Source organism: Actinomadura sp. RB99 (assembly GCF_014706005.1).
Lineage (GTDB): Bacteria > Actinomycetota > Actinomycetes > Streptosporangiales > Streptosporangiaceae > Spirillospora.
The window spans coordinates 328,664-352,514 of the sequence record NZ_JABMCA010000001.1 but is presented as its reverse complement, the minus strand read 5'-3'; the positions used below and the strand labels follow the sequence as shown (position 1 = coordinate 352,514).

Below are 23,851 nucleotides of genomic sequence, written 5' to 3'. Positions count from 1 at the left end.
CTGATGACAAGGGCGCGGGCCGGGGACGGCGAGGCGTTCCGCGCGCTGACCGAGCCGCACCGCCGGGAGCTGCAGGTGCACTGCTACCGGATGCTCGGCTCGTTCCAGGACGCGGAGGACGCCCTCCAGGACACGCTGCTGGACGCCTGGCGGGGCCTCGGCGGGTTCGACGGCCGCTCCTCCATCCGCACCTGGCTCTACCGGATCGCCACGAACCGGTGCCTCAGCACGCTGCGCTCGGCGGCGCGGCGCCCGGCCAAGGCGTGGGACATCCCCGGCGTCGAGCCGCCCGAACCGACCCGGCTCGGCGAGGTCGTGTGGCTGGAGCCGTTCCCCGACGCCCTCCTCGAAGGCGCGCCGCCGGTGCCGCTCGGTCCCGAGGCGCGCTACGAGCGGACCGAGTCGGTCTCGCTGGCGTTCGTGACCGCGCTCCAGGCGCTGCCGCCGCGCCAGATCGCCGTCCTCATCCTCCGCGACGTGCTCGGATTCCACGCGGACGAGGTCGCCGGGATGCTGGACACGACCGTCGACTCGGTGAAGAGCGCCTTGAAGCGGGCGCGTACCGGCCTGCGGCGGCGGCAGGCGGCGCAGGCCGGCGCGGAACCGCCGCCCGCCGCCGGGTCGCCCGCCGAGAACGCCGTCGTGGCGGGCTTCGTCCGCGCCTGGGAGGCCGCCGACGTCGACGCGCTGGTGGCGCTGCTGACCGACGACGCCTTCGTGTCCATGCCGCCGCTGCCCTTCGAGTACGAGGGGCGGGGCGTCGTGGCGGGCTTCTGCGCCGGCCTGTTCGGCGCGGGCCGGCGGTTCGACCTCGTGCCGACGCGCGCCAACGGCCAGCCGGCGTTCGGGAGCTACCTGCGCGCCCCCACCGGCGTCGGCCACGGGACCGGCCTGTACGTCCTCACCCTCGCGGGCGGCCGGATCAGCGCCATGACCCGCTTCGAGAACAGCGTGCTCCCGTCGTTCGGCCTGCCGCGCTCCCTTCCGAGCCGCTAGCCGCACCGCGCCCGGCGATCACCGCGCCCGGCGATCACCGGGCGGGCGGCCACCGGAGCGGGCGGTCATCGAGGCGGGTGGTCGCCGGGACCGGGGGGGTCACCGGGGCGGGCGCAGGCCGGCGATCAGCAGGCCGACGAGGCGGCGCGCGTCGTAGCGGTCGTCGCTCTCGGCGCCGATGCAGAGGTTGCCGATGCCCCGCATGAGCTCGTACGCGCCGATGCCGGACCGGATCTCGCCGGCGTCGGCCGCGGCGTCGAGCAGCCGTGCGCACACGGGGACGAGGCGTTCGAGGAAGTAGGCGTGCAGCGTCTCGAACCCGGCGGTGTCGGACCGCAGGACGGCCGCGAGCCCGTGCTTGGTGACCAGGAAGTCCACGAACAGGTCGATCCATCGCCCCAGCGCCGCGTACGGCGTCGGACTCTCCTCCAGCAGGGCGGGTCCGGCCTCGGCGCAGGACTCGACCTGGTGCCGGTAGACGGCCACGATGAGGTCCGCCCGCGTCGGGAAGTGGCGGTAGATCGTGGCCGTCCCGACGCCCGCCTTCGCCGCGATGTCGCGCACGGGCGCCTCCACGCCCGACGTCACGAAGATCTCGGCGGCCGCGTCGAGCAGGGCCTCCTCGTTGCGCCGGGCGTCCGCCCGCCTGGGCCGGGCCGCGCGCTGGCCGTCCTTCACCATGCCTCCGACGGGTGGGTTGCTAAACGGGACATCGTTCCGTATCGTCTAAATGGGACATCGTCCCGCTTAACCATGATGCCAGAGCGCGAGCCGGGCCACCAATTCCCCCTGCGCCGCGCTTCCCCTGCGCCGCCGGCCCTCCTCGATCTCCCTAACGAAAGCCGTGCCATGTCGAACGCTCCAACCATGACCACCACCGCGAGGCCCGTGGTGCTGCCCGCCCCGGACCGCGGCGAGGACCTCCAGGTCAGCGTGTCCGCGCCCGCGACCGGCGGTGCCCTGCCCGTCATCGTCTTCTCGCACGGTTTCGGCTGGTCGATGGACGGCTACGCGCCGCTCGCCGACCACTGGGCCGCGCACGGCTTCGCGGTCGTCCGGCCCACCCACCTCGACTCCAGGCGGCTCGGCCTCCCGGCCGACGACCCCCGCACGCCGCGGATCTGGCGCCTGCGCGTCGACGACCTGAAGCGCGTGATCGACGGGCTCGACGCCCTGGAGGCCGCCGTTCCCGGCCTCGCCGGACGGCTCGACCGCGACCGCATCGCGGTGGCCGGGCACTCCTGGGGAGCGCAGACGGCCAGCATGCTGCTGGGCGCGCGTGTCCTGGACTCCGGCGGCGTCCCCGGTGAGGACCTGTCCGACCCCCGCGTGAAGGCGGGCGTGCTGCTCGCCCTGACCGGCCGGGGCGGAACGGACCTGTCGGCGTTCGCCGCCGAGCACTTCCCCTTCATGAACCCGTCGTTCGACGGCATGACCGCGCCCGCGCTCATCGTCGCGGGCGACCACGACCGGTCGCCCCTGACCACCCGGGGGCCGGACTGGTTCACCGACCCCTACGTCCTCAGCCCGAAGGACAAGACCCTGCTCACGCTGTTCGGAGCGGAGCACTCGCTCGGCGGGGTCGCGGGATACGAGGTCGCGGAGACGACGGACGAGAACCCCGAACGCGTCGCCCTCGTCCAGCGGCTCACCACCGCCTACCTGCGCGGCGTCCTCCACCCGGACGGCACCGCCTGGCAGGAGGCGCGCTCCGCGCTGGAGAACGACCCCCGCCCGCTCGGACGCCTCGAAAGCAAGTAGGCGAATCCCGTCCATCGAAAGGAGCCACGGCCCATGCCGCGATCACCCGGTTTCGGGATCATGACCGCGCCGATGCAGGTCGGCTACGACGACATCCTGCGGGTCTGGCGCGAGGCCGACGCGATCCCCGAGATCGGCCACGCCTGGCTGTTCGACCACCTCATGCCGATCGGCGGCGACCCGGACGGCCCGGCCTTCGAGGGCTGGACGCTGCTGTCCGCGCTCGCGGCGCGGACCCGGCGGCTGCGCCTCGGCCTGCTGGTGACCAGCAACCGGTTCCGCCCGCCCGCGATGCTCGCCAAGATCGCCACCACCGTCGACATCGTCTCCGGCGGGCGGCTCGACTTCGGCATCGGTGCGGGCTCGCGCCCCGGCCACCCGCTCGCCCGCCGGGAGTACGAGGCGCACGGCCTGCCCTTCCACGGCTTCGAGCACTCCGTGGAGAGCCTCGCCGAGGCGTGCACGATCATCCGGCGGCTGTGGACGGAGCCTGAGCCGTTCGACTTCGCCGGCGCCCACCATCGGCTGACCGGCGCGTTCGGCAACCCCAAGCCCGTGCAGCGCCCGCACCCGCCGATCCTCATCGGCGGCCGCTCGTCCGCGACGCTGCGTGTGGTCGCCGAACACGCCGACCTGTGGAACATCCCCGGCGGGGACATCGCGGACGTCACCGCCCGCAGCGCGCTGCTCGACCGCTACTGCGCCGATATCGGCCGCGACCCCGCCTCGATCACCCGCTCCATCCACCTGCCCGTCTCCTACGACGAGCCCGGCGCCGCCAGGGCCGCGATCGGTGAGGCGCTCGACGCCGGTTTCCGGCATTTCGTCCTCTCTCTGCCCGCGCCCTACCCGGACGGCGCCGCGCGGTGGCTCGCCGACGAAGTGATCAAGCCGTCCGGCTGACCGGACCTCACCGGGCGGCCTCCGCGGGCCGGGCGGCGAGCAGGCCGTGGCGGTGCCCCCAGGCGGTGACCGCGGCGGCGATGGTGTCCGGGCGGTCCTCGGCGGCGTGGTGGCCGGACGCGCCGCCGTGCTCGATCTCCAGGTTCGCGATGTGCTCCGCGCACCACGCGGCGATCTCCGGGGTGATCGCCAGGGTGGGCGAACCGTCGAAGGTGATCAGCAGCTTGGGGACGTCGCGGCTGGCGGCCAGCCACGCGTCGTACCGCTCGACCCGCGCGTGCACGTCGGCGGGCTCGCCGTCGATCGGCAGCGAGCGCGCCCACTGCAGGATCGGGCGGCGGCTCTCCGGCGTCGGGTAGGGCTCCAGGTACGGGCGGAGCTCCTCCTCGCCCAGCGGGGTGAGGACGCCGCCGGTGAACGCCGTCTCCACGAAGAAGTTCGTCCCGAGGACCAGCTTCTCGCCCTCGGGGCCGCGGATCATCTCGGCGCGGGCGCGCGGCGCGTCGCCCAGCTCGTCCCAGGACACGGGCTTGACGATCGTCTCGAAGAACGCGACGCCGCGCGCCCGCCCCGGGTGGCGGGCCGCCCAGTCGAAGGCCAGCGAGCCGCCCCAGTCGTGGCCGACCAGCACGACGTCCTCCAGGCCCAGCGCGTCGAACCAGGCGTCCAGGTAGCGGGCGTGGTCGTCGAAGCGGTAGGGGACGTCCGGCTTGCCCGAGCGGCCCATGCCGATGAGGTCGGGGGCGAGCAGCCGCCCGGCTCCGCCCATCGCGGGCAGCACCCGCCGCCACAGGCGCGACGAGCCGGGGTTCCCGTGCAGGAAGACGACGGGCGCGCCGTCCCCGGTCTCCTCGTAGTACATCGTCGAGTCGAGCACGTCGATCATCGGCATGGAAGCCTCCCGTTTCATTGGTGGCGCCAACGTTGGCGTCACCAATGAAGTTACATTGTTGGTCGAACCAACGCAACGCCTCCCCGCGAAAAATCGATCGACTTCTTCCGGAGCGCTTCGTAGTGTGCGGAGCATGTTCTTCGCAGCCGGCACCCGGACGCTCGCAGGCGACTGCCTGCTGAGCGCGGTGCCGGCTGCCTTCCTCGTGGCAGCGGCAGCGGCGATCGCCGACGACGGCGTCCGACGCTGACCCCTCTCCGTCCCGCCTCCGGAGAACCAGCGGAGGGGGGTTGGCCAAGCGAACGCTGCGCGCCCGCAGGGGCGCGCGCGGGTTCTCACGTTCGGATCATCGTGAGGACGAAGAGAACATGGCGAAGAAGCTGTACGAGCGGGACAAGCCGCACCTGAACATCGGCACGATGGGCCACGTCGACCACGGCAAGACGACGCTCACCGCGGCGATCACGAAGGTGCTGGCCGAGCGCGGGCTGGCGTCCGCCGTGCCGTTCGAGGGCATCGACCGCGCCCCCGAGGAGCGCGACCGCGGCATCACCATCAACGTCGCCCACGTCCAGTACTCCACCGCGACCCGGCACTACGCCCACGTCGACATGCCCGGTCACGCCGACTACGTGAAGAACATGATCACCGGTGCGGCGCAGGTGGACGGGGCGGTGCTGGTCGTCTCGGCGCAGGACGGCGCGATGCCGCAGACGCGCGAGCACATCGTGCTGGCGCGCCAGGTCGGCGTGCGGCACATCGTCGTCGCGCTCAACAAGGCCGACATGGTCGAGGACACCGAGCTGCTCGACCTCGTCGAGCTGGAGGTGCGCGAGCTGCTCACCGAGTACGGGTTCCCCGGCGAGGAGGTGCCCGTGGTCCGGGTGTCCGGGCTGAAGGCGCTGGAGGGCGACCCGTACTGGACGGCCCGGATCGGCGACCTGCTCGACGCGATCGACGCGTACGTGCCGGTGCCGGACCGGGTGCTCGACAGGCCGTTCCTCATGCCGGTGGAGAGCGTGCTCACCATCACCGGGCGCGGCACCGTCGTGACCGGCGTGGTGGCGCAGGGCTCGGTCCGGGTCGGGAACGCGGTGGAGGTCGTCGGGCTCGGCGCGTCGTTCGGCTCGGTCGCGACGGGGCTGGAGACGTTCGGCCAGTCGATGGACCACGCCGAGGCGGGCGACAACACCGCGATGCTGCTCCGCGGCGTGCGGCGCGACCAGGTGCGGCGCGGCCAGGTGGTCGCGGCGCCGGGCGCGATCCGGCCGCACACCCGGTTCCGCGCGCGGGTCCGGGTGCTGACGGCGGCGGAGGGCGGCCGGAGCAGGCCGTTCTTCCACGGGTACCGGCCGCAGTTCCATTTCCGGACGACGGACGTGGTCGGCGGCGTGGACCTCGGCGGTGAGGGCGGCATGGCGATGCCGGGCGACTCCGTCGAGATGGCCGTCGAGCTCGGCCGGCCCGTCGCGATGAGCGAGGGGCTCGGGTTCGCGATCCGGGAGGGCGGCCGGACGGTCGGCGCCGGAACGGTGGTCGAGCTGCTCGGCTAGGGCGGCGGAGGAGGGGTCCGGCGGGCCGGTGACGGCCCGCCGGACCCCGTCTATTTATCGACTTATCGTTCTTTGTCGCGTTCGGAGTTCGGGGCGGTCCGAAAAGGGGCGCCGCATGCATGACCGGACGGTCGCGAATCGCTGGCGGACAAGATCGCGATGTGGTGGGATCTCTCCCAACATCCCCGCTGATTTCCCCCCTCATGGAGAACGTGTGCGAGCCCCCCGCGCTCTGATTCCCCTGCTCTCGGTCTGCGGAGCCGCCGCCGTCGTCACGGCCGCGGGCGTCGGCGCCGACATCGACGGACTCCCGGGCGGCGGCCCGGCGCATGCCGACGGCGCCGTCCGCAAACCGCCGCCCAAAGCGGCGATCACGGCGGTGGACTGGAACGTCTGCGGTGCCCCGGAGGCCGGCTGCCCGCTCGGCGCCCGGCCCGCCGAGCTCGCGAAGCGCGTCGCCGCGCAGCTGCACGTCACCGAGGTCGGCGGGCGGAAGGTCCACGCGAACGCCGCGTTCCTCCAGGAGATCTGCTCGGGGCAGGTGCAGGCGCTGAAGAAGGCGTCCTGGTTCGCCTCGTGGAGCTGGCAGTTCGCCGCGTACCCGGACGGGCCGTCCTGCGTGGGCGGCCAAGGGAAGCTCGGGATCGCGCTCGGCGCGCGCGTGGCGGTCAGCGGAGTCCAGCAGACGCGGCTGCCGTCGCCGTCCGGCCGTCCGCGCATCGCCCTGTGCGGTGAGGCCGGGGCGTGGCGGACGCGCCTGTGCGTCACCCAGTTCAGCTCGCCCGCCGAGGACCCGCAGGGCGAGTGGCGCCGCAAGCAGGGGCGCGCCTTCGCCTCGCTCGCGGGGACCGGCACCCGCGTCGTCGCGGGCGGCGACCTCGCCGAACCGCCCGAAAACGCGGCGCTCGACCCGCTGTACCGCGCCTACGCCGAGTGCGACCAGTCGGGGACGTCCCGCACCGGCGCGAAGACCCTGCAGAACTGGCAGGGCACGGCCGTGGAGAAGGACGACTACCTGTTCATGACCAGGTCGGCCACCGTGTCGTGCACGGTGCCGGCCGGCGCCGACAAGTCGTCCGACCACCGTCCCGTCTCGGCGATGATCCGCTTCCGCTGACCCCGCCGCACCGACCCCGCCGCTAGTCCCGCTCGTCCGGCGGCCACGCCGGGCCCCGGTCCGTGAGACGGCTCAGCAGGAACCACGGAACGATCAGCGCGACCACGACCTGCGGCAGGCGCAGGATCGGGTCCAGCGGCACGGCGAGGACCGCCATGCTGCTCGCGAGGCCGACGAGGAGCAGGAGAAGCCCCGTGAGCCGGTCGGACGTCCCGCCGCGCGACCTGCGCGCGGGCCAGACGGCCAGCACGGCGGCGAGCAGGCCGATCGCGACCGCGGACTGGACGGCGGGGCTGATCGACAGGAACTGGAACAGCGCGACGGCCACCGCGGTGGTGCTCATCGCGTAGCGGAACGCCCTCCGCGGTGAGGCCGGCCACCTGGGGGAACGCGGCGGAGGCGGCGGCGGTGAGGGGGCGGAGTCCGGGCCCGGCGGCTCCGGCGGCGAAGGCGGGAACGGGAACGGCCCGTGCCCGGGCGGCGGCCGATCGGGCGGGAAGGCGGCGCCGCCTCTCGGGAACGGCCTCCCGCCCCCGGCGGGAGGCACCTCCGGCAGCGGGCCGCCCGGATCGTCCGGCCATTCCGGAGGGGCGGCACGCCGCTCGCCGCCCTTGCGGAGCTGGAGCACCCCCAGAACGATCGTCGTCCCGAGGGAGGCGATCGAGATGCCGTTGGCGTACCAGTCCGTCACACAGCCAGTCTCGCGGCGGCGGAACCGATTGTCACCGTGTTGACACGGTCCGTGATTGTCGGGAGTAAAGTCGGATCCTGCTGCCGCGATCCCGTCCGCGCTTGGAGAGCGCTAATGGACGCCCCGGTCGCGGCCCTGCCAGTAGGGGGCACGGAGCTCCCGCTTGAGGATCTTGCCGGTGGGGTTGCGCGGGATCTCGTCGCGGCGCTCCACCGACGTCGGGCACTTGAAGTGCGCGAGGCGCTCGCGGCAGTAGTCGATGATCTGCTGCTCGGGGACGTCCTCGGAGAGCACCACCAGGGCCTTCGGCGTCTCGCCCCACCGCTCGTCGGGCACGCCGACGACCGCGCAGTCGGTGACGGCGGGATGCCCCATCAGGACGTTCTCGACCTCGGCGGGGTAGATGTTCTCGCCCCCGGAGATGATCATGTCCTTGACCCGGTCGTGGATGTAGAGGTAGCCGTCCTCGTCGAGGTAGCCCGCGTCGCCCGTGCGGAACCAGTTGTCGGCCGACAGCGCCGACGCCGTCGCCTCCGCCATCCCCCAGTAGCCCTTCATGTTCTGCGCGGTCCGGCAGACGATCTCGCCGACCTGCCCGGTCGGCACGTCCTCGCCCGTCGCCGGATCGACGATGCGCAGCTCGCAGCCCGCGTTCGGCAGCCCGGCGCTGCGCAGCCGGTGCGCGTTCGGGCCGTCCGGGTCGTGGTCCTCCGCGGGCAGCATCGTGATCGCGCCGGTGACCTCCGTCAGCCCGTACACCTGCATGAAGTCGGTGCCGGGCAGCATCCGCATCGCGCCCCGCAGCACGTCCTCGCTGATCGGCGACGCCCCGTACAGCATCAGCTCGAGGCTCGACAGGTCGCACGCCGTCACCTCGGGGATCAGCGGCATGAACTGCAGCAGCACCGGGACCAGGAAGATGTGCGTGACGCGGTTCCGCTCGATCGCCCGCGCGATCTCCGTCGGATCCGGCTCCCGGCTGATCACGCCGGTGATGCCGTTGTAGACGACCGAGATCGTCAGCACGTTGCCGGCCACGTGGTACATCGGCATCGCGACCATCAGGACGGTCGCGTCGTCGACGTCCCAGGCGTCGTTGGTGACCTCGAGCGCGGCGAGGAAGTTGTCGTGGGTGAGCATCACGCCCTTGGGCAGGCCCGTGGTGCCCGACGAGTAGAGCTGCACGAAGACGTCCGACGTCGCGCCCTCGTAGGCGGGCGGGTCGGCGTCGGCGGCGTCCATCCAGGCGGCGTAGTCGAGGTGGGCGTGCCCTTCGCCGCCGATGACGACGGTGTGGGTGGTGTGCTCCAGCTTCCCGGCGATCGCGTCCAGCACCGGAAGGAACTCGGGCCCGACGATGAAGACCTTCGCCTGCGCGTTGTTGACGATGTAGGCGACCTCGTCGGCGGCGAGCCGGTAGTTCACGGGCACCTGGACGGCGCCGATCCGCGCCGCGCCGAACAGCTGCTCGACGTATTCGAGCGAGTTCTTGTCGAGGATCGCGACGCGGTCACCATGCGCGACGCCGGCGGCGGCGAGGGCGGCGGCGGCCCGGTCGGCGCGCCGGTCGAACTCGCGGTAGGTGAGGCTCGTCTCGCCCGCGATGTAGGCGACGCGGTCCGGCTGCGCGAGCGCCCGTTCGCGCAGCATCTCCGTCAGACCCGGCACGGTAGGTCCCTTTCGCCGATGACCGCCTGGTTGTCCCGGCATCATGCGGTCATCGGCGAAGCCCCGCAAGGGGGGAAGCGCTACCTGCTTCGGGCCATCTTGGACACGAGGGTCACCGCGAGGACGACGATGACCGCGACGAACCCGATGAAGAAGAAGAACTTCAGCATCGAGATGATCGCGCCGATCACCGTCATCAGCAGCCAGATCGCGAGGACCACGCCGACAATGGTCAGGATTGTCTTACCCATGCCCCTCACCGTATGCGGTCATGGCGGGCAGGGCATCACCCTCCGGTACGAAGCCGCCCCCGCTACCTCTGGACGTTCGGCGGAGGCCGACCCTGAGAGCCGGCCAGGGACCACCCGGGGTCATCTCGGGGGCGGCGGCTGGTCGGCGGGCGGCGGCGCGTCGAGCGGCCGCCCTGACGGCGGCGGAGGCTGGCTGCCGGGTGCGGGCGCGCCACCGGGCGGGGGCGCGAAGGACGGCTGCCCGGCGGGCGCGCCGTACGGCCGGCCGGGAGGCGCCGTCGGAGGCTGTCCGGGGTAGGCCATGGGCGGCTGCCCCGGCTGCCCCGGCTGCCCCGGCTGCCCTGGCATGGGCTGGCCCGGTTGCGGCTGGCCGAAGCCGACCGCCGGCTGCGGTCCCGTCCACGCGGGCGGACGCTGCCCGCCCGGCCCGAAGCCGCCGCTCGCCCCGACCCGCAGCGCGGCGATCCCGCCCGCGATGACCACGGCCAGCAGCTCGTACGCGAGGTACTTGTTGAAGTGCGGCTTCATGATCGCGCTCACCATGCCGTCCGGCATGCGCTCCAGCCCGATCATCAGGGCCAGCGTGGCGCCGATGCGCTTGCCGACCTCGAACGCCACGAACGCGGAGACCGCCGCGAGGATCGGCGGGAGGGGGCCGCGCGGCCGGCACAGCAGCAGCCCGAGCGCGGTGACGAGCCCGCAGAGCGCGCAGTTGACCAGGTAGAACCCCGTCGAGGCGCGGAAGCTCAGCATCTCCGGGGACGGGTAGGAGGCGAACGCGGCCAGCAGGGTGACGAGCCCGGTGGCGACGGCACCGCCCACCAGGACCATGGCGATCGCGCCGCCCGTGGACGTCGCGGGACGAGACTGGGACATTCGCCCATTAAAGCGGTCATCGTTCGCAGCCGCAGGCGAAGCCTTACGGAGTGGTGACAGTTGGAGTGGACCCGGCGCGAGTGCCCGTAACGTGAACGGATGATGCCGCCGAAAGACCACGCCGGCCGCGTGCTGGTGGTCGACGACGATCCGACCGTCGCCGATGTCGTCGCCCGCTACCTGGCCCGCGACGGCCACGACGTGGAGTGCGTCGCGGACGGCCCCACCGCGCTGCGCCGCGCCCGCGAGAAGGCGCCGGACCTGGTCGTCCTGGACCTGATGCTGCCCGGGATGGACGGCCTGGAGGTGTGCCGGCGGCTGCGCGAGACCTCCGCGGTCCCGATCGTCATGCTGACCGCGCTCGGCGCGGAGACCGACCGGCTCGTGGGCCTGGAGACGGGCGCGGACGACTACGTGACCAAGCCGTTCAGCCCGCGCGAGCTGGCATTGCGCGTGCGGTCGGTGCTGCGGCGCGCGCGCGGCGCGCTCGTCCCGACCGTCCCCGCGGGCCCGCTGCGCGACGGCGAGCTGGTCGTCGACGTCGGCGCGCACGAGGCGGGGCTGCGCGGCGCGCCGCTCGCGCTGACGTCCCGCGAGTTCGACCTGCTGGCGTTCCTGATGCGCCACCCGCGCCGCGCGTTCACCCGCGACGAGCTGCTGGAACGCGTGTGGGACTGGTCGTTCGGGGACTCCTCGACGGTGACCGTGCACGTCCGGCGGCTGCGCGAGAAGATCGAGGACGACCCGACGGCGCCGCGCCGGATCGTCACCGTCTGGGGCGTCGGCTACCGGTACGAGCCCGCAGAGGCCGGAGCCGAGCCCAGGGCCGAGGCCGGAACCGGGGCCGAGGCCGGAGAGGCGGGCCGGTGATCCCGTTCCCGGACCTGCTCCTGGTCGTCTTCTCCGCGGCCCTCGCCGCGCTGGTGATCACGGCGGTCGCGCTCGGCCTGCTGCGCCTGCTGCGCGCCCGGTCGGTGGCGATCCAGCTGGCCGTCGTCGCCGCGGCGACCGTGCTGGCGACCGTCTCCGGCATCCTGGTGATCTCCGTCCTGATGCTGATCAACGACCATGACCGGTCGGTCGTGCTGACGGTCGTCGTGTCGGCCGGGCTGGTCGCGACGGTGGTGTCCGTGCTGCTCGGGCGGCGGCTCGTGGCCGCGAACCGGGTGCTGGTCGAGGCCGTCCGCGCGGACCGGTTCCGGAGGCCCGCCGGCCCGCTGCCCGCCGAGCTGGCGGAGCTGTCGCGGGAGCTGGAGGCCGCCTACGACCGGCTCGCCGCGGCGCACGAGCGGGAGCAGGCGCTGGAGGCGAGCCGCCGCGAGCTGGTCGCGTGGGTCAGCCACGACCTGCGCACCCCGCTCGCCGGGCTGCGCGCGATGGCGGAGGCGCTGGAGGACGGCGTCGTCGCCGACGGCGGCACCGTCCGCCGCTACCACGGCCGCATCCGGGTGGAGGTCGAGCGGCTCGCCGAGATGGTGGACGACCTGTTCGAGCTGTCGCGGATCCACGCGGGCGCGCTGCGGCTGTCGCGGGAGCGCGTCGGCCTCGCCGACCTGGTCGCCGAGGCGGTCGCGGGCGCGGAGGCGCTCGCCCGGGCCAAGGGCGTGCGGATCAGCGGGGACGTCCGCGCGGGGCTGCCCGTCCACGTGGACGCGGGCGAGCTGGGGCGGGCGCTGCGGAACCTGGTGGTGAACGCGATCCGGCACACCCCGAGCGACGGCGCCGTCGAGATCACCGGGGAGGTGCTCGGCGGCGAGGCCCGCGTGACCGTCGCGGACGCCTGCGGCGGCATCCCGGAGGCCGACCTGCCGCGCGTGTTCGACGTGGCGTTCCGCGGCGAGACGGCCCGCACGCCGGGCGGCGGCGCCGGGCTCGGCCTCGCCATCGCGCGCGGCATCGTCGAGGCCCACGCGGGCGAGATCGGCGTCGCGAACGCCGGTGCCGGCTGCCGCTTCGAGGTCCGCCTCCCCCTCCCCACCTGATCTCCCATCGCTGTTGAGCTGCGGCCTGTCGCCGTCATGAGCGCGTCATGACGGCGACACGCCGCAGCTCAACGGTCAAGGGAGTCGTCGATCGCGCGGAAGGTGGGGCAGGGCCAGCGCCACATGCAGGCGCGGCAGCGGCGGATGGGGCTGTCGGGGTCGCTGGTGATGCCGCCGGCCTCCTGCGGCCGGTGCAGGTCGAGGATCCGCGTGCCCAGCTCGGCGAGCGCGATCACCTCTTCGCGGGCGCCGGTGAGGAACGCGAGGTCCTCGCGGGTCAGCCGGGTCTTGACCGGGACGAAGCCGTCCCGGTTCACCAGCCGGGACAGGTACTGCGTGGACGTGCGCCACGAGGTGGACTTCGCGGAGCGCGCGCGGATCGCGTCCAGGCGCTCGCGCAGCCGCGCGTGCCTCGGGTCGGTCGTTCGGTCGGCCTTCACGTGCCGCGCACCCCCCAATGCCGCTGTTGCACGGGGCCAGCCTTCCCTACTCGGGACGTCCGCGAAGGGGGAACGGGGAGTTCCCCTGGGACCGCGCCGGGACGGCTCAGGGGCCGCTCGCGAACCGGTGACGGGCCCCGTCCGAGCCCGAAATCACGACATCACGGTGCGTAGTACTCAAAGCGTACGGGGTGGACGGGACGGCGCCGCGCCAGGGACACGCCCGCGCCACACGCGACTTGGCGAACTGTCTGGCTCATGGAGCGGAGTCGAGATAGTGTGCCGGACGTGGAGCTAAATGTCTCGACCGCGTCTCAGGGAGGTCACGCCGTCGTCACAGCGACCGGCGAGCTGGACCTGTACACCGCGCCCAGGCTGCAGGCGGCCCTCGCGGGGCTGCTGCGCGGCGATGTCGACCGGATCGTGGTCGACCTGGCCGGCGTCGAGTTCTGCGACTCGACCGGCATGAACGTGCTGCTCTCGGCCATGAAGCGGATCAAGGAGCAGGGCGGCTCGCTGGAGCTCGCCGCGCCGCGCCCGGCCGTGAAGCGGATCCTGCAGGTCACCGGGCTCGACACCGTGTTCACCGTGACCGACGACGCGGCGCCCGCCCTGGACTGATCGGCCGCCGGTCGTCCCGCCGTCGCCGGTTGTTCACGGCGCCATGCCCGCACGCCGACTACGATCGCGGATATGCAGGAGGCGGATACGCAGGGTGTAGCGGTGATCATCCCGGCCAAGGACGAGGCCGACCGCATCGCGGCCACCGTCAAGGCCGCGCAGGAGCTGCCCGGGGCCGACCTGATCGTGGTCGTCGACGACGGTTCGTCCGACCGAACCGGGCCGGTGGCCGCGCAGGCGGGGGCCCGGGTCGTGCGGCACGCCCGCAACCGGGGCAAGGGCGCCGCGATGGAGACCGGCGCGGAGGCCGTCCGGCTCCTCGACGACGGCCGTGACCAGCCCCGCCACCTGCTGTTCCTGGACGCCGACCTGGCCGAGACGGCCGCCGAGGCGGCACCGCTCGTCGCGCCGGTGCTGGCCGGCGAGGCCGACATGACGATCGCCGCGTTCTCCTCGACGGTGAAGCTCGGCGGGCACGGGTTCGTCGTCCGGCTGTCCCGCGAGGGCATCCGCCGCGCCACCGGCTGGGAGGCGACGCAGCCGCTGAACGGCCAGCGCTGCCTGACCCGCGCCGCGTTCGACGCCGCGCTGCCGCTCGCCGCCGGGTTCGGCGTGGAGACCGGCCTCACCATCGACCTGCTGCGCAAGGGCTTCCGGGTGGCGGAGGTGGAGGTGCCGCTGGCGCACCGCGCGACCGGCACCGACTGGCGCGCGCAGCTGCACCGCGGCCGGCAGTTCCGCGACGTGGCCAGGGCGCTGGCCGTGCGGGAGCCCGTCGTGGCCGGACGGCTCGCCCGCCTGCGCGGCCACCGCACGTGACCAGCCCCGGTCCCGCGCGGCCGGGGACCGCCGGGCTGTGGGCCATCGGGGCCTCCCTCTCCTGCTTCCTCGCCACCGCGCTGCTCGGGCCGTCCGCCTTCCAGCCCGCGATGGACGCGCGGTTCGGGGAGCCGCCGTACTCGCTGGACGTGCACCCGTCGCCGTACCTGGTGCTGGGGCTCGTCGTGGCGGGGGTCGCGGCCGGGACGGCGGGCCTCGCGCTGTGCTTCACCGCCGTCCGGCGCGGCTGGCGCGTCCGGGCGTTCCCGCTGGTCGCGGCGGGGCTGCTGGCGGCGGTCGCGTTCATGTTCATGCCGCCGGTCGGGTCGACCGACCATCTGAACTACGCGTCGTACGGGCGGATGGCGGCGACCGGGCACGACCCGTACGAGACCCGCGCGGTGGACCTGCCGAAGGACCCGGTGGCCGGGGCGCCCGAGGAGTGGCGGTCGACGCCGTCGGTGTACGGGCCGATCGCGACGGGGGAGCAGGCGGTCGCGTCGTGGATCGGCGGCGGCTCGGTGCGGCTGACGGTGTTCGTGCTGTCGGTGTTCAACGTCCTGGCGTTCGCGGTGACCGCGCTGATCCTCTACCGGACGTCCCGCGACGAGGACCGGCGGCTGCGGACCGCGCTGCTGTGGACGTGCAACCCGCTCCTGCTGTTCCACCTGATCTCCGGCGCGCACAACGACGTCCTGGCGATCGCGCCGATGGTGGCGGCGCTGACGGTGTTCGACACGTACGCGACCGGCGGACGGTGGCGGATGTGGGGGCGCGCGCTGGCGGCCGGGGTCCTCACGGGCGTCGGCGGGGCGATCAAGATGCCCGCGGCGCTCGCGGGCGGCGGCCCGGCGTGGGCGCTGGTGCGCGAGGGCTGGAAGGGCCGCCGGTGGCGGGCCCTCGGCGGGCTCGCCGCGCTGGCCGGCGGCGCCGCCGCGACGGCCGCGACCGCGTACGCGCTGGCCGGCCCGCACGCCCTCGACCAGGTACGGGAGGCGAGCAACATGGTGTCGTTCGCCACCCCCTGGCACCTGCTCGACCGGATGCTGGGCCGCGGCTCGCAGCGCGACGTGATCAAGACCGGCTCGCTGCTGCTCGGGATCGTCCTGTTCCTGCTGCTGGCGCGCGGCCTGCCGAAGGACGACCCGCTGGCGGAGCATCCGGGGCAGGTCGCCAACCGGCGGATGGCCACGGCGTTCGTCATGGCGTGGCTGCTGGCCGCGCCCTACGTGCTCCCCTGGTACGACGGGTTCGGCTGGGCGCTGCTGGCGCTGCTGCCCCTGTCGCGCATCGACTGGATCCTGCTGGCCCACACCGCCGCGCTCAGCCTCGCCTACCTTCCCGCGCGCGCGCCGCAGCGCATCGGGATGCCGCACGATCTGTCGTGGCTGTTCACCGTCGTCAGGCCGACGGTGATTCCGTGGACGCTGCTCGCGGTTCTTGCGGCCTTGGCTGTTCAGTGCCTGCGTCCAGGTCGATCTCCAGCGAGCGCACCCCGGCCGCCAGCATCAGCGGGGTCGCCAGGCTGAACGCCACCGACAGGATCACCACGCCCGAGTCGTTCACCAGCGTCCCGATGATGCCGACGGCGAGCGCGCAGATCAGCGCCGGACGCATCGTGAGGGTGTGCTGGTAGGCGCGGTGCAGCAGGGACACCGCCCGCCACCGCGTCGGCCGCGCCAGCACGAAGAGCAGGAACACCAGCGCGGCGGCCAGCGCCAGCGTGAACGGCCAGTACCCGAGGCTGTTCAGCATCGCGTCGAACTTGCGGGTGACGACGTCCCAGGCGTTGCCGTCCATCAGGTCGCGCCAGAACCGGCCCATGTGGGTCGGGTTGGCGCTCCGCGAGTTCCACCAGGAGATCGCCAGCACCAGCGCGATCCCGGCCACGCAGAACGCGCCGAGCTTCACCGGCGACACCCGCTTGCCGGTGATCATCATCCCGAGCATCGCGAACGCCGGGGTGATCGCGATGACGCCGCCGAAGTCGCTGCCCCAGGCCGGCAGGCCGTCGACCGCGACGGTGAGCAGCCCGACCGCCGCGACGATCCCCACCGAGACGGCCTTCGCGCGGCGGGTCGCCCCGGCCGGACCGCCCGGATCCGGTTCGGCGCGGTGGCGGCGCAGCGGGAACTCGCACACCCACGCGGCCGTCAGGATCGCGGCCACCGCGAACAGCGAGAACGCCTGGTTCCCGAACCCGTAGAACCGCCCGGCGACCAGCGCCGTGTACCCCATCAGCGTGTTGAGCTGGAGCGACGAGCCGGTCATCACGTCCAGCGCGAGCACCACCGCGGTGACCGCGGTGATCACCAGTCCGGGCAGGAACGTCGACCGGCGCCACGGGCCGGCCAGCGCGACGCCCGTCAGCAGCCCCGCGAAGCCGAGCACCGTGCAGATCAGCACCGGCGTCGGGTGCGCGGCCTGCCACCACGGCATCAGCCCGGCCAGGAACGACGCGCCGGGCGCCGCTCCGCCGAGCAGCGCGATCACCCGCGTGCCGCCGAGGATCCGGGCCCGCGAGCGCGGGTCGTTGCCGAGCCGCCGCAGCGCCAGCGCCGCGATCCCGTAGAGGACGAGCTGCGTCGCGAACAGCACCCAGTAGAAGTTGGTCTGGACGGCGCGGATGGCCTGCGCGGCGACGTCCTCGTCCTCCAGGTCCTCGACGCGCGTCGCCGTGGAGTCGCCGGAGTGCTGGGACCGCCACGCGGACCCGACGGCCTGCTGCGGCTCCTTGAGCCCGAGCTGCTGGAGCACCGTGGACGTCAGGTCGGTGAGCGTGACCAGGCCGTCCTGCCGGGTCGCGCTGGAGGTGAGGAGGCCGGGCCCGTAGCCGCCGCCCTTGGCCACGGCGACCCGCAGGTGCGGGTTGACGCCGGTGTCGGACAGGCCCGCCACCAGGATCGTCGTCCCCGCCGGGACCTGGCTCACCACCTGCGCGACGCGCCGGTCGGCGGCGGACGCGGCGGCGGCGCGCTTCCGGTCGGGCACGGGGACCTGGTCGCCGTGCGGGTCGACGCCCGCGTTGAGGTAGGCGCGGAACACCTCGTCCACGTCGACGGCGGCGAGCGGGCAGCGCGCCCAGTCGGCGGAGGTCGCCTTGTCGGTGGACGGGACGTAGCGGTCGACGCGGCCGCCGCCGTCGCCCGCGGCGAACACCGCGCCGGGGCCGACGGCGAGGGTGCAGCCGCCCGCCGCGTGGACGGCGTCGCCGAGCAGGCCGATCTGCGCGTGGTAGCCGGTGCCCGCGTTGTCGCTCTTGATCGCCGGCCAGCCGGGCGCGACCGCGCCGCCGGCGGGCGGCGTGCCTGCGGGGGACGGCTGTCCCGGCAGGATCGGGTTCGGGGGGAGCGCGCAGTCGCCGTGCGCGAGCCGGGACCGCTGGCCCGCCGACAGCGTCAGCCAGCCGTCGGTGGGGCAGGTGCTGGTCCGCGTCGTGCGGACGCTGAGCCCGCCCGCCGAGCCGTCGCGGGTCAGGCCCCACAGCGCCGGGGTCGTCTCCGCGGTGACGTCGCTCCACATCAGGCCCGGAATCCCGATGATCACGACGCGTCCGCTGATCGCGGCGGCCCGCGCGGCGGAGGCGGGGGCGGGGGCCGAGGCGGAGACGGAGGCGGAGGCGGCGGCCGGCGCCGTCGCGGCGCTCGCCGCCGACGGGGCGAGCACGGCGGTCAAGAGGGCCACGGCGGCGACGAGAATCCCGATGTTCGCCCCCCGCTGCGTCATGGCGCTCAGGTTACAAGAGCTTCACCATGGCGCGCCGGGCCTCCGCGCAGGGCAGGAGCGCTCCGGGACGCCGCGCGCGGCGCGCTTCCCGGGTGCATATCCTTCGGGCTGGGCCACCGATCGGGCCCCGGCCCGGTGGGCCCGATTACGCCAGGATGTGGGGATGCGAGCAGTCAGCGGGACGCGCGAGGCGACCGCCGGGCCCGGACGCGCGCGGGCCCGGCGGTCGCCGCTGGACGCGCTGATCGCGCTGGCCGGCGTCGCCGTCGTGGTGGCCGCCGTCACACCGATCGTCTCCGAGTGGCTCTACAACCAGCCCGACCAGCGGCTCGTCGACCTGGAGGTCTACCGCGAGGGCGGGCTGGCGGTGCTGCGCGGCGCGGCGCTGTACGACTTCCTGACCCAGCCGCCGCAGCTGCTGCCGTTCACCTACCCGCCGTTCGCGGCGCTCCTCGCCGTCCCGTTCACGCTGCTGTCGTGGCGGGCCGCGCAGTGGGCGTGGACGCTGCTGATCTACGCCGCGCTGGCGGTGGCCGTCTGGTACGCGTTCCGCGACCTGATCCGCCGCACCGGGCGGTGGGCGCCGCTGACCATGGGGGTGCTGGTCGCCGGGGCGGCCTGGCTCGACCCGGTCCGCGACCAGATCCGGTTCGGCCAGGTCGGGGTGTTCCTGCTGGCGATGTGCCTGGCCGACTGCTGCACCCGCTCGCCGCGCTGGCCGCGCGGGCTGCTGGTCGGGCTGGCGCTGGCGATCAAGCTGGTGCCGGGCGTCTTCCTGCTCTACTTCCTGATCACCGGGCGCCGGGACGCGTTCGTGAACGCGCTGGCCACCGCGGTGGTGGCGACGCTCGGCGGGTTCGCGGTGCTGCCGCACGCCTCGGCCGCCTACTGGTTCGGCGCGCTGCTGCAGGGCGGCGACCGCACCGGCGCCGTCGACGGGACGACCAACCAGGCGATCAACGGGATCGTCGCGCGGGTCCTCGACCAGGGCCCGGCCCGGACGGCGGTGTGGCTCGTCCTCGCGCTGGCCATGGCGTACGCGGGCTTCAAGCTGGCGCGCCGGGCGACGTACGCGGCGGACGCCCTGGTCGGCGGCCGGCCGGTCGTCACCGGGCCGGCCGGGACCGACCACTTCGCCGCCGCCGACCCGGCGTCCGGTCCGGGCGCGTACGGCCTGCTGCTCGCCGGGGTCGCGATCACGGGGCTGCTGTCCGTGCTTCTGTCCCCCGTCGGGTGGATTCACCACCTTGTGTGGATCATCCCGGTCATCGGGGCTCTGGTGGGCGACGGGCGAGACACGCGAAGATGTCTGTTCGGCCTGGCGTTCTGGATCTTCTTTCTGTTCCCGCTGCCGTGGTGGGGGTCGCACCTGTCCACCACCGGACACCCTCCGATCGCCCGTTTCTGGGGCAGTCTGGAGCGTGATTCGTTCGGCCTCGCGGCGATCGTCGCCATCCTCCTGCTGGGAAACTGGCTCACGAACCGCGTCACCCGGCGGGCGAGTCGCGAAGATCCTTCGCAACGGCAGGTCGAGGTGGGTACGCTCGCCACGTGATGCTTGTCGCGGTGGCCGTCGCCGGCCTGGTCGCCGGTGTGGCCGGGCTCTCCATCGCGGTGGTGGCCCACAATCGGGTGAACCAGGTCGTCGAAGAGTGCGGGGAAATGCTGAGGCGCCAACTCCAGGTGGCCTCCGGCGAGGTGGACGAACGCGCGCTGCGCGACCTCGCCATCGTGCATTACGACGCGCTCAAGGAGATGTCGGGGCACCGGTCCTTCTCGCTCGCCGTGCTCAACGCCGTCGGGGACGGCGTCGTGCTCAGCTCGATCAACGGGCGCACCGAGACCAGGACCTACGCCAAGGCCGTCCAGGGAGGGCATCCGGTCGAGATGCTCTCCCCCGAGGAGAACCAGGTGCTGCGCGCCGCCCGCCTGGGCAAGGGGCCCATCGTGTCGATGGACGACCCGCTGCCCGACTTCGGCGACCGCGCCTCCACCGCCCGCGCCTGACCGGGCCGCCACCGCCCGCACCTCTACCGCCCGCGCCCTGACCGGCTGCGGGACCCGCTCCCGCGCCCTCTTGGCGCGCGAGCCCGCTCCCGGGCCGGTCCGGCGGCGCGGCACCGCCCGTGCCCGCCGCCCCGGCCGGGACTTTACGCGGCGGCAAGTACACTCGTCTCTCTCGGCACCGCAGAAGCAGGTGCCCCGCAGAACCGCGCCCTCGGGGGATCTTCGTGACCGCAGAAACCAGGCCCGAACGCTATGCCTACCTGGGTCCGCGGGGCACGTTCACCGAGGCCGCGCTCATGTCCCTGCCGGGCGCGGCCACCGCCGAGCAGCTCCCGCTCGCCACCGTCCCCGCCGTCCTGGACGCGCTGCGCCGCGGCGAGGCCGACTCCGCCGTGGTCGCGCTGGAGAACTCCGTCGAGGGCTCCGTCCCCACCACGCTGGACGAGCTGGCCACCGGAGAGCCCCTCCAGATCGTCGCCGAGGTCCACCTGCCGGTCTCGTTCGCGCTGCTGGTGCGGCCCGGCACCGCGCTCGCCGACATCAAGACCGTCGCGTCGCACCCGATCGCGCAGCCGCAGTGCCGCCGCTGGCTCGCCGAGAACGTCCCGGACGCCGAGTGGCGCGCCGCCACGTCCAACGCCGAGGCCGCCCAGCACGTCGCCGACGGCCACTACGACGCCGCGCTCGCCGGCTCGTTCGCCGCCGCCCGCTACGGCCTCGCCGTCCTCGCCGAGGACATCCACGACGTCGCCGACGCCGTCACCCGGTTCGTCCAGCTGCGCCGCCCCTGCGCGCCGCCGGCCGCCACCGGCATGGACCGCACCAGCGTCGTCGCGTTCATCGGCGAGGACCACCCGGGCGCGCTGCTGGAGATCCTCACCGAGTTCTCCGTGCGCGGCATCAACCTGTCGCTGATCCAGTCCCGCCCGACCGGCGCCGGCCTCGGCTCGTACCTCTTCTGGATGGACCTCGAAGGCCACGTGGACGACGCCCGCGTCGGCGAGGCGCTGATGGGCCTGCGCCGCATCTGCGCGGACGTCCGCTTCGTCGGATCCTACCCGCGCGCCGACCAGGTCCGTCCGGAGATCCGCCGGGGCACGCACGACGACGACTTCACCGAGGCCGCCGCCTGGCTCAGTACCATCCGCACCGGCCGCGCCTGACCCGACCGTCGCCTTTCTGGAAAGTCCGTAATTCCCCTATCGGGAAAGCCGTTCAATTCACCTGATCTCTGGTCCATTTCACTGACCAGCCGATATGTCATCGTCCTTTCCTTAATGCCGTTTTGACTGCTAGGGTCGTCGCCCGTTGATCTTGTTTCCGGGGGCACGGGGACGGCATGGACGAGCAGATCAGCCGCGCACGACGACGACTCGACGAGCTGCGCACGGCTCCGGCCGCGCCACAGGAGCCCGGCGCGCCGGCCACGGAACCGGCGACCGCGGTCTCCGAGGACGAGCGCATCCGCGTCACCGCCGCGGGCCGCCGCCTGACCGCCGTCGACCTCGACCCCCGGCTGCTGCGGCTCGACGCCGACGACCTCGCCGCGGACCTCACCACCGTGATCAACGCGGCCCTCGACCGGGCGCGTCCCGCCCCGCCCGCCGCGCAGGACGTCCCGCCGGTCGACCTGAACGCGATCCGCGCCGGGCTCGACGCCGTCCTCACCCAGGGCCAGGACGGCATGCGCCGGATGACCAGCGCGATCGGCGACGCCGTCGCCCAGGTCAACGAGCGCGCCGTGATGCGCGGCGGCTTCGAACCGCCCGACTTCGACGGCCTGTTCGCCCGGACCCGCGCCGCCCTGGACGCCGCCGGCACCACCGGCGGGGCGGCCGAGGGCGAAGCCTGGGCGGTGGACGACCGGCTCTACGCGAAGGCGTCGTCCGCCGGCCGCGTCGTCCGGCTGGTCTGGGAGCACGGGCTGAGCGCCGCCGACATCGCCGACGGCGCCCGCGCCGCGGTCAACGACGCCCTCGCCCGCGCCGAGACCGAAGCGCGCCGGTCCGCCGCCCCGTCCGCCGAGTTCACCGAGAACGTCCGCGCCGCCCAGGACGCCGGAGTCCGGGAGCTCGCCCGGTACGTCACGTCCCTGCAGTCCCTGATGAGCGACATCCAGCCCAGGTAACGGGAGGCCGCATGGCTCCGGAACTGAAGGTCGACCACGAGCAGATGCTGAAGAGCGGCCGCGACATCGGCGGCGCGGCCAACGGCCTCCGCTCCCACTGGCAGCAATTCCAGGGCGAACTGTCCTCCTATGGGGAGCCCTGGGGAAGCGACGACATCGGCTCGATCATCGGCGGCTGCTACCAGGCGGTCCTGGAGGTCTTCCAGGACTGCCTGGACGACAACATCGAGGGCGTCGCGGAGCACGGCGAGGGCGTGCAGGCGATGGCCGCCGGCTACCGCGAGTCCGAGGACGCCTCCGCCATCGAGGTCAACCGCGTCAACGACTTCCTCTGATGGGCCTGCAACTCCCCGGCGAGCTGCGCTCGCTGCTGTCGATGCTGGGCTACTCCTGGCCCGAGGCGGACGAGACCAAGCTCATGGAGATGGGCGGTGCCTGGCTGCGCTTCGCCGGCACCCTCGGCGGCCCCGTCGCCGACGCCCACGGCCACGCCCAGCAGGTCTGGACGACCCACGAGGCCGACGGCGTCCAGGCGTTCAAGGACTCCTGGACGCAGGCCGACGCCCCGCACGCCAACCTCGAGGACGCCCGCACCGCCGCCCAGATCATCGGCGCGGGCCTGATGGTCTGCGGCGGCATCGTCCTCGGCCTGAAGATCAACACGATCGTCCAGCTCGCCCTGCTGGCCGCCGAGATCGCCCAGGCCATCGCCACCGCCCCCGAGACCTTCGGCGCCTCCCTCACCGAGATCCCTGTCTTCAAGGAGATCACCGGCGCCCTCATCGACCAGCTCATCAACCTCGCCATAGACGCGATCCTCAATGGGTGACCCGTACTCCGGCCGCGGGACCCCGGCGCGCGCGGCCACCGCGCGATCCGCGGCCGGCCTCATGTTGGCCGTCCTCTTCCTGGCGCTGCACCTCCTCCTCAAGTCCGGCGAGGGCAAGGCCGCCTCTGGGATCTTCGAGGCCGCGATGCGATGGATGCGCAAGGCCATCAAGAACCACGGGGGGCGGCACCACGTCTTCAAGGGCGAGATCCGGAAGACGAAGAACGGGCTGACGCCCACCGGGTACCACCACCGGTTCATGGGCCGCGACGACCTCGACCGGCGCGTCACCGTGCTGGACCGCGACCCCCACACGGGCGTCTATCGTGGTGACGTCCAGATGAAGGGCCCCAACGGGCAGTGGATGACCAAGCCGCACGGGAGCACGTTCTTCCCCGACAACTGGTCCCCGCAGCGGGTGAACTCGGCCATCGAGAAGGCGTTCGCGAGCAAGACGGTGAGCTCCGACGGGAAGCGATGGTCGGGGACCGTGGACGGCATCGTCATCCAGGGGTCGTTCAAACGGAACGGCATGAAGAACGCCTGGGACTCGGCTTGGCCGGTCATGCCCTACAGCTAAGGCGACTCAAC

General features: G+C 73.5%; 24 protein-coding genes and 1 pseudogene. 17 read left to right on the top strand and 8 right to left on the bottom strand.

Annotation, left to right across the window (positions count from 1 at the left end; translation table 11 throughout):
* Positions 1-3: 3 nt before the first annotated feature.
* Entirely contained in the window at positions 4-996 is a 993-nt protein-coding gene (locus amrb99_RS01815) for a sigma-70 family RNA polymerase sigma factor (RefSeq protein ID WP_206699741.1), read from the top strand.
* A gap of 99 nt (positions 997-1,095) precedes the next feature.
* Here the strand turns inward: amrb99_RS01815 and amrb99_RS01810 are convergent, their stop codons facing one another.
* Positions 1,096-1,677, bottom strand: a complete 582-nt coding sequence (locus amrb99_RS01810; protein WP_190851225.1) for a TetR/AcrR family transcriptional regulator — start codon at positions 1,675-1,677, stop codon at positions 1,096-1,098.
* Between the two features lie 186 nt (positions 1,678-1,863).
* Here amrb99_RS01810 and amrb99_RS01805 point away from each other — a divergent pair, with 186 nt between their 5' ends.
* Both amrb99_RS01805 and amrb99_RS01800 read left to right on the top strand, forming a co-directional pair.
* On the top strand, positions 1,864-2,757 hold the full coding sequence (locus amrb99_RS01805) for a chlorophyllase (RefSeq protein ID WP_241755118.1): 894 nt from the start codon (positions 1,864-1,866) through the stop codon (positions 2,755-2,757).
* 33 nt (positions 2,758-2,790) lie between these two features.
* Positions 2,791-3,660, top strand: a complete 870-nt coding sequence (locus tag amrb99_RS01800) for an LLM class flavin-dependent oxidoreductase (RefSeq protein ID WP_190851221.1) — start codon at positions 2,791-2,793, stop codon at positions 3,658-3,660.
* A gap of 7 nt (positions 3,661-3,667) precedes the next feature.
* Here the strand turns inward: amrb99_RS01800 and amrb99_RS01795 are convergent, their stop codons facing one another.
* Entirely contained in the window at positions 3,668-4,570 is a 903-nt protein-coding gene (locus amrb99_RS01795; protein ID WP_277819785.1) for a haloalkane dehalogenase, read from the bottom strand.
* A gap of 350 nt (positions 4,571-4,920) precedes the next feature.
* Between amrb99_RS01795 and tuf the strand changes: the two genes are divergently transcribed.
* Both tuf and amrb99_RS01785 read left to right on the top strand, forming a co-directional pair.
* A complete protein-coding gene (gene tuf / locus amrb99_RS01790) occupies positions 4,921-6,105 on the top strand; it encodes an elongation factor Tu (protein ID WP_190851217.1) in 1,185 nt (394 codons plus the stop codon).
* Between the two features lie 214 nt (positions 6,106-6,319).
* On the top strand, positions 6,320-7,222 hold the full coding sequence (locus tag amrb99_RS01785) for an endonuclease/exonuclease/phosphatase family protein (protein WP_190851215.1): 903 nt from the start codon (positions 6,320-6,322) through the stop codon (positions 7,220-7,222).
* Positions 7,223-7,244: 22 nt separating this feature from the next.
* Here the strand turns inward: amrb99_RS01785 and amrb99_RS01780 are convergent, their stop codons facing one another.
* The 4 genes from amrb99_RS01780 to amrb99_RS01765 form a co-directional block, all read right to left on the bottom strand.
* A complete protein-coding gene (locus tag amrb99_RS01780; RefSeq protein WP_190851213.1) occupies positions 7,245-7,913 on the bottom strand; it encodes a hypothetical protein in 669 nt (222 codons plus the stop codon).
* Between the two features lie 111 nt (positions 7,914-8,024).
* The gene (locus tag amrb99_RS01775) at positions 8,025-9,581 is read right to left on the bottom strand and encodes a long-chain-fatty-acid--CoA ligase (protein WP_190851211.1); all 1,557 of its coding nucleotides are present in this window, start codon (positions 9,579-9,581) and stop codon (positions 8,025-8,027) included.
* Positions 9,582-9,661: 80 nt separating this feature from the next.
* The gene (locus tag amrb99_RS01770; RefSeq protein WP_173097526.1) at positions 9,662-9,832 is read right to left on the bottom strand and encodes a hypothetical protein; all 171 of its coding nucleotides are present in this window, start codon (positions 9,830-9,832) and stop codon (positions 9,662-9,664) included.
* 120 nt (positions 9,833-9,952) lie between these two features.
* A complete protein-coding gene (locus amrb99_RS01765; RefSeq protein WP_190851209.1) occupies positions 9,953-10,708 on the bottom strand; it encodes a hypothetical protein in 756 nt (251 codons plus the stop codon).
* A 102-nt stretch (positions 10,709-10,810) separates the two neighbouring features.
* Between amrb99_RS01765 and amrb99_RS01760 the strand changes: the two genes are divergently transcribed.
* Together amrb99_RS01760 and amrb99_RS01755 are read left to right on the top strand one after the other, a co-directional pair.
* On the top strand, positions 10,811-11,578 hold the full coding sequence (locus tag amrb99_RS01760) for a response regulator transcription factor (protein WP_190851389.1): 768 nt from the start codon (positions 10,811-10,813) through the stop codon (positions 11,576-11,578).
* Positions 11,575-12,690 carry a HAMP domain-containing sensor histidine kinase gene (locus amrb99_RS01755; RefSeq protein ID WP_347256489.1) on the top strand — a complete coding sequence of 372 codons (1,116 nt, stop codon included), beginning with the start codon at positions 11,575-11,577 and terminating at the stop codon, positions 12,688-12,690. The genes amrb99_RS01760 and amrb99_RS01755 overlap by 4 nt, the downstream gene beginning before the upstream one ends.
* A gap of 68 nt (positions 12,691-12,758) precedes the next feature.
* Here the strand turns inward: amrb99_RS01755 and amrb99_RS01750 are convergent, their stop codons facing one another.
* On the bottom strand, positions 12,759-13,130 hold the full coding sequence (locus tag amrb99_RS01750; RefSeq protein ID WP_190851206.1) for a hypothetical protein: 372 nt from the start codon (positions 13,128-13,130) through the stop codon (positions 12,759-12,761).
* Positions 13,131-13,418: 288 nt separating this feature from the next.
* On the opposite strand from amrb99_RS01750, the gene amrb99_RS01745 reads away from it, so the two are divergent.
* The 3 genes and pseudogenes from amrb99_RS01745 to mptB all read left to right on the top strand — a co-directional run.
* Positions 13,419-13,751, top strand: a complete 333-nt coding sequence (locus amrb99_RS01745) for an STAS domain-containing protein (protein ID WP_190851203.1) — start codon at positions 13,419-13,421, stop codon at positions 13,749-13,751.
* 72 nt (positions 13,752-13,823) lie between these two features.
* Complete coding sequence (locus tag amrb99_RS01740) at positions 13,824-14,570, top strand: glycosyltransferase family 2 protein (protein WP_190851200.1); 747 nt, start codon at positions 13,824-13,826, stop codon at positions 14,568-14,570.
* A 110-nt stretch (positions 14,571-14,680) separates the two neighbouring features.
* Positions 14,681-15,457, top strand: a pseudogene (mptB, locus tag amrb99_RS50510) (polyprenol phosphomannose-dependent alpha 1,6 mannosyltransferase MptB); the annotation flags it as partial.
* Positions 15,458-15,971: 514 nt separating this feature from the next.
* Here mptB and amrb99_RS50505 read toward each other — a convergent pair.
* The gene (locus tag amrb99_RS50505; protein ID WP_241755117.1) at positions 15,972-18,296 is read right to left on the bottom strand and encodes a hypothetical protein; all 2,325 of its coding nucleotides are present in this window, start codon (positions 18,294-18,296) and stop codon (positions 15,972-15,974) included.
* A gap of 163 nt (positions 18,297-18,459) precedes the next feature.
* Here amrb99_RS50505 and amrb99_RS01730 point away from each other — a divergent pair, with 163 nt between their 5' ends.
* The 7 genes from amrb99_RS01730 (at position 18,460) to amrb99_RS01700 (ending at position 23,840) form a co-directional block, all read left to right on the top strand.
* Positions 18,460-19,851, top strand: a complete 1,392-nt coding sequence (locus amrb99_RS01730; RefSeq protein ID WP_190851195.1) for a glycosyltransferase 87 family protein — start codon at positions 18,460-18,462, stop codon at positions 19,849-19,851.
* On the top strand, positions 19,851-20,303 hold the full coding sequence (locus amrb99_RS01725; RefSeq protein ID WP_190851383.1) for a DUF4446 family protein: 453 nt from the start codon (positions 19,851-19,853) through the stop codon (positions 20,301-20,303). The genes amrb99_RS01730 and amrb99_RS01725 overlap by 1 nt, the downstream gene beginning before the upstream one ends.
* A 224-nt stretch (positions 20,304-20,527) precedes the next feature.
* Complete coding sequence (gene pheA, locus amrb99_RS01720; protein ID WP_347256488.1) at positions 20,528-21,466, top strand: prephenate dehydratase; 939 nt, start codon at positions 20,528-20,530, stop codon at positions 21,464-21,466.
* A 176-nt stretch (positions 21,467-21,642) separates the two neighbouring features.
* The gene (locus amrb99_RS01715; protein WP_190851193.1) at positions 21,643-22,431 is read left to right on the top strand and encodes a hypothetical protein; all 789 of its coding nucleotides are present in this window, start codon (positions 21,643-21,645) and stop codon (positions 22,429-22,431) included.
* A gap of 11 nt (positions 22,432-22,442) precedes the next feature.
* The gene (locus amrb99_RS01710) at positions 22,443-22,766 is read left to right on the top strand and encodes a hypothetical protein (RefSeq protein ID WP_190851190.1); all 324 of its coding nucleotides are present in this window, start codon (positions 22,443-22,445) and stop codon (positions 22,764-22,766) included.
* Positions 22,766-23,260: a hypothetical protein gene (locus amrb99_RS01705; protein ID WP_190851188.1), complete on the top strand. Its 495-nt coding sequence runs from the start codon at positions 22,766-22,768 to the stop codon at positions 23,258-23,260. The genes amrb99_RS01710 and amrb99_RS01705 overlap by 1 nt, the downstream gene beginning before the upstream one ends.
* A gap of 61 nt (positions 23,261-23,321) precedes the next feature.
* Complete coding sequence (locus tag amrb99_RS01700) at positions 23,322-23,840, top strand: EndoU domain-containing protein (RefSeq protein WP_190851185.1); 519 nt, start codon at positions 23,322-23,324, stop codon at positions 23,838-23,840.
* Positions 23,841-23,851 lie beyond the last annotated feature (11 nt).

Coding starts and splice junctions, on each gene's coding strand:
- amrb99_RS01760 (WP_190851389.1), top strand. CDS start 10,811: ATGCCGCCGAAAGACCACGCCGGCCGCGTGCTGGTGGTCGACGACGAT.
- amrb99_RS50505 (WP_241755117.1), bottom strand. CDS start 18,296: ATGACGCAGCGGGGGGCGAACATCGGGATTCTCGTCGCCGCCGTGGCC.
- amrb99_RS01770 (WP_173097526.1), bottom strand. CDS start 9,832: ATGGGTAAGACAATCCTGACCATTGTCGGCGTGGTCCTCGCGATCTGG.
- amrb99_RS01810 (WP_190851225.1), bottom strand. CDS start 1,677: ATGGTGAAGGACGGCCAGCGCGCGGCCCGGCCCAGGCGGGCGGACGCC.
- amrb99_RS01765 (WP_190851209.1), bottom strand. CDS start 10,708: ATGTCCCAGTCTCGTCCCGCGACGTCCACGGGCGGCGCGATCGCCATG.
- tuf (WP_190851217.1), top strand. CDS start 4,921: ATGGCGAAGAAGCTGTACGAGCGGGACAAGCCGCACCTGAACATCGGC.
- amrb99_RS01700 (WP_190851185.1), top strand. CDS start 23,322: ATGTTGGCCGTCCTCTTCCTGGCGCTGCACCTCCTCCTCAAGTCCGGC.
- amrb99_RS01715 (WP_190851193.1), top strand. CDS start 21,643: ATGGACGAGCAGATCAGCCGCGCACGACGACGACTCGACGAGCTGCGC.
- amrb99_RS01730 (WP_190851195.1), top strand. CDS start 18,460: ATGCGAGCAGTCAGCGGGACGCGCGAGGCGACCGCCGGGCCCGGACGC.
- amrb99_RS01815 (WP_206699741.1), top strand. CDS start 4: ATGACAAGGGCGCGGGCCGGGGACGGCGAGGCGTTCCGCGCGCTGACC.
- amrb99_RS01705 (WP_190851188.1), top strand. CDS start 22,766: ATGGGCCTGCAACTCCCCGGCGAGCTGCGCTCGCTGCTGTCGATGCTG.
- amrb99_RS01710 (WP_190851190.1), top strand. CDS start 22,443: ATGGCTCCGGAACTGAAGGTCGACCACGAGCAGATGCTGAAGAGCGGC.
- amrb99_RS01800 (WP_190851221.1), top strand. CDS start 2,791: ATGCCGCGATCACCCGGTTTCGGGATCATGACCGCGCCGATGCAGGTC.
- amrb99_RS01725 (WP_190851383.1), top strand. CDS start 19,851: ATGCTTGTCGCGGTGGCCGTCGCCGGCCTGGTCGCCGGTGTGGCCGGG.
- amrb99_RS01740 (WP_190851200.1), top strand. CDS start 13,824: ATGCAGGAGGCGGATACGCAGGGTGTAGCGGTGATCATCCCGGCCAAG.
- amrb99_RS01795 (WP_277819785.1), bottom strand. CDS start 4,570: ATGAAACGGGAGGCTTCCATGCCGATGATCGACGTGCTCGACTCGACG.
- amrb99_RS01805 (WP_241755118.1), top strand. CDS start 1,864: ATGACCACCACCGCGAGGCCCGTGGTGCTGCCCGCCCCGGACCGCGGC.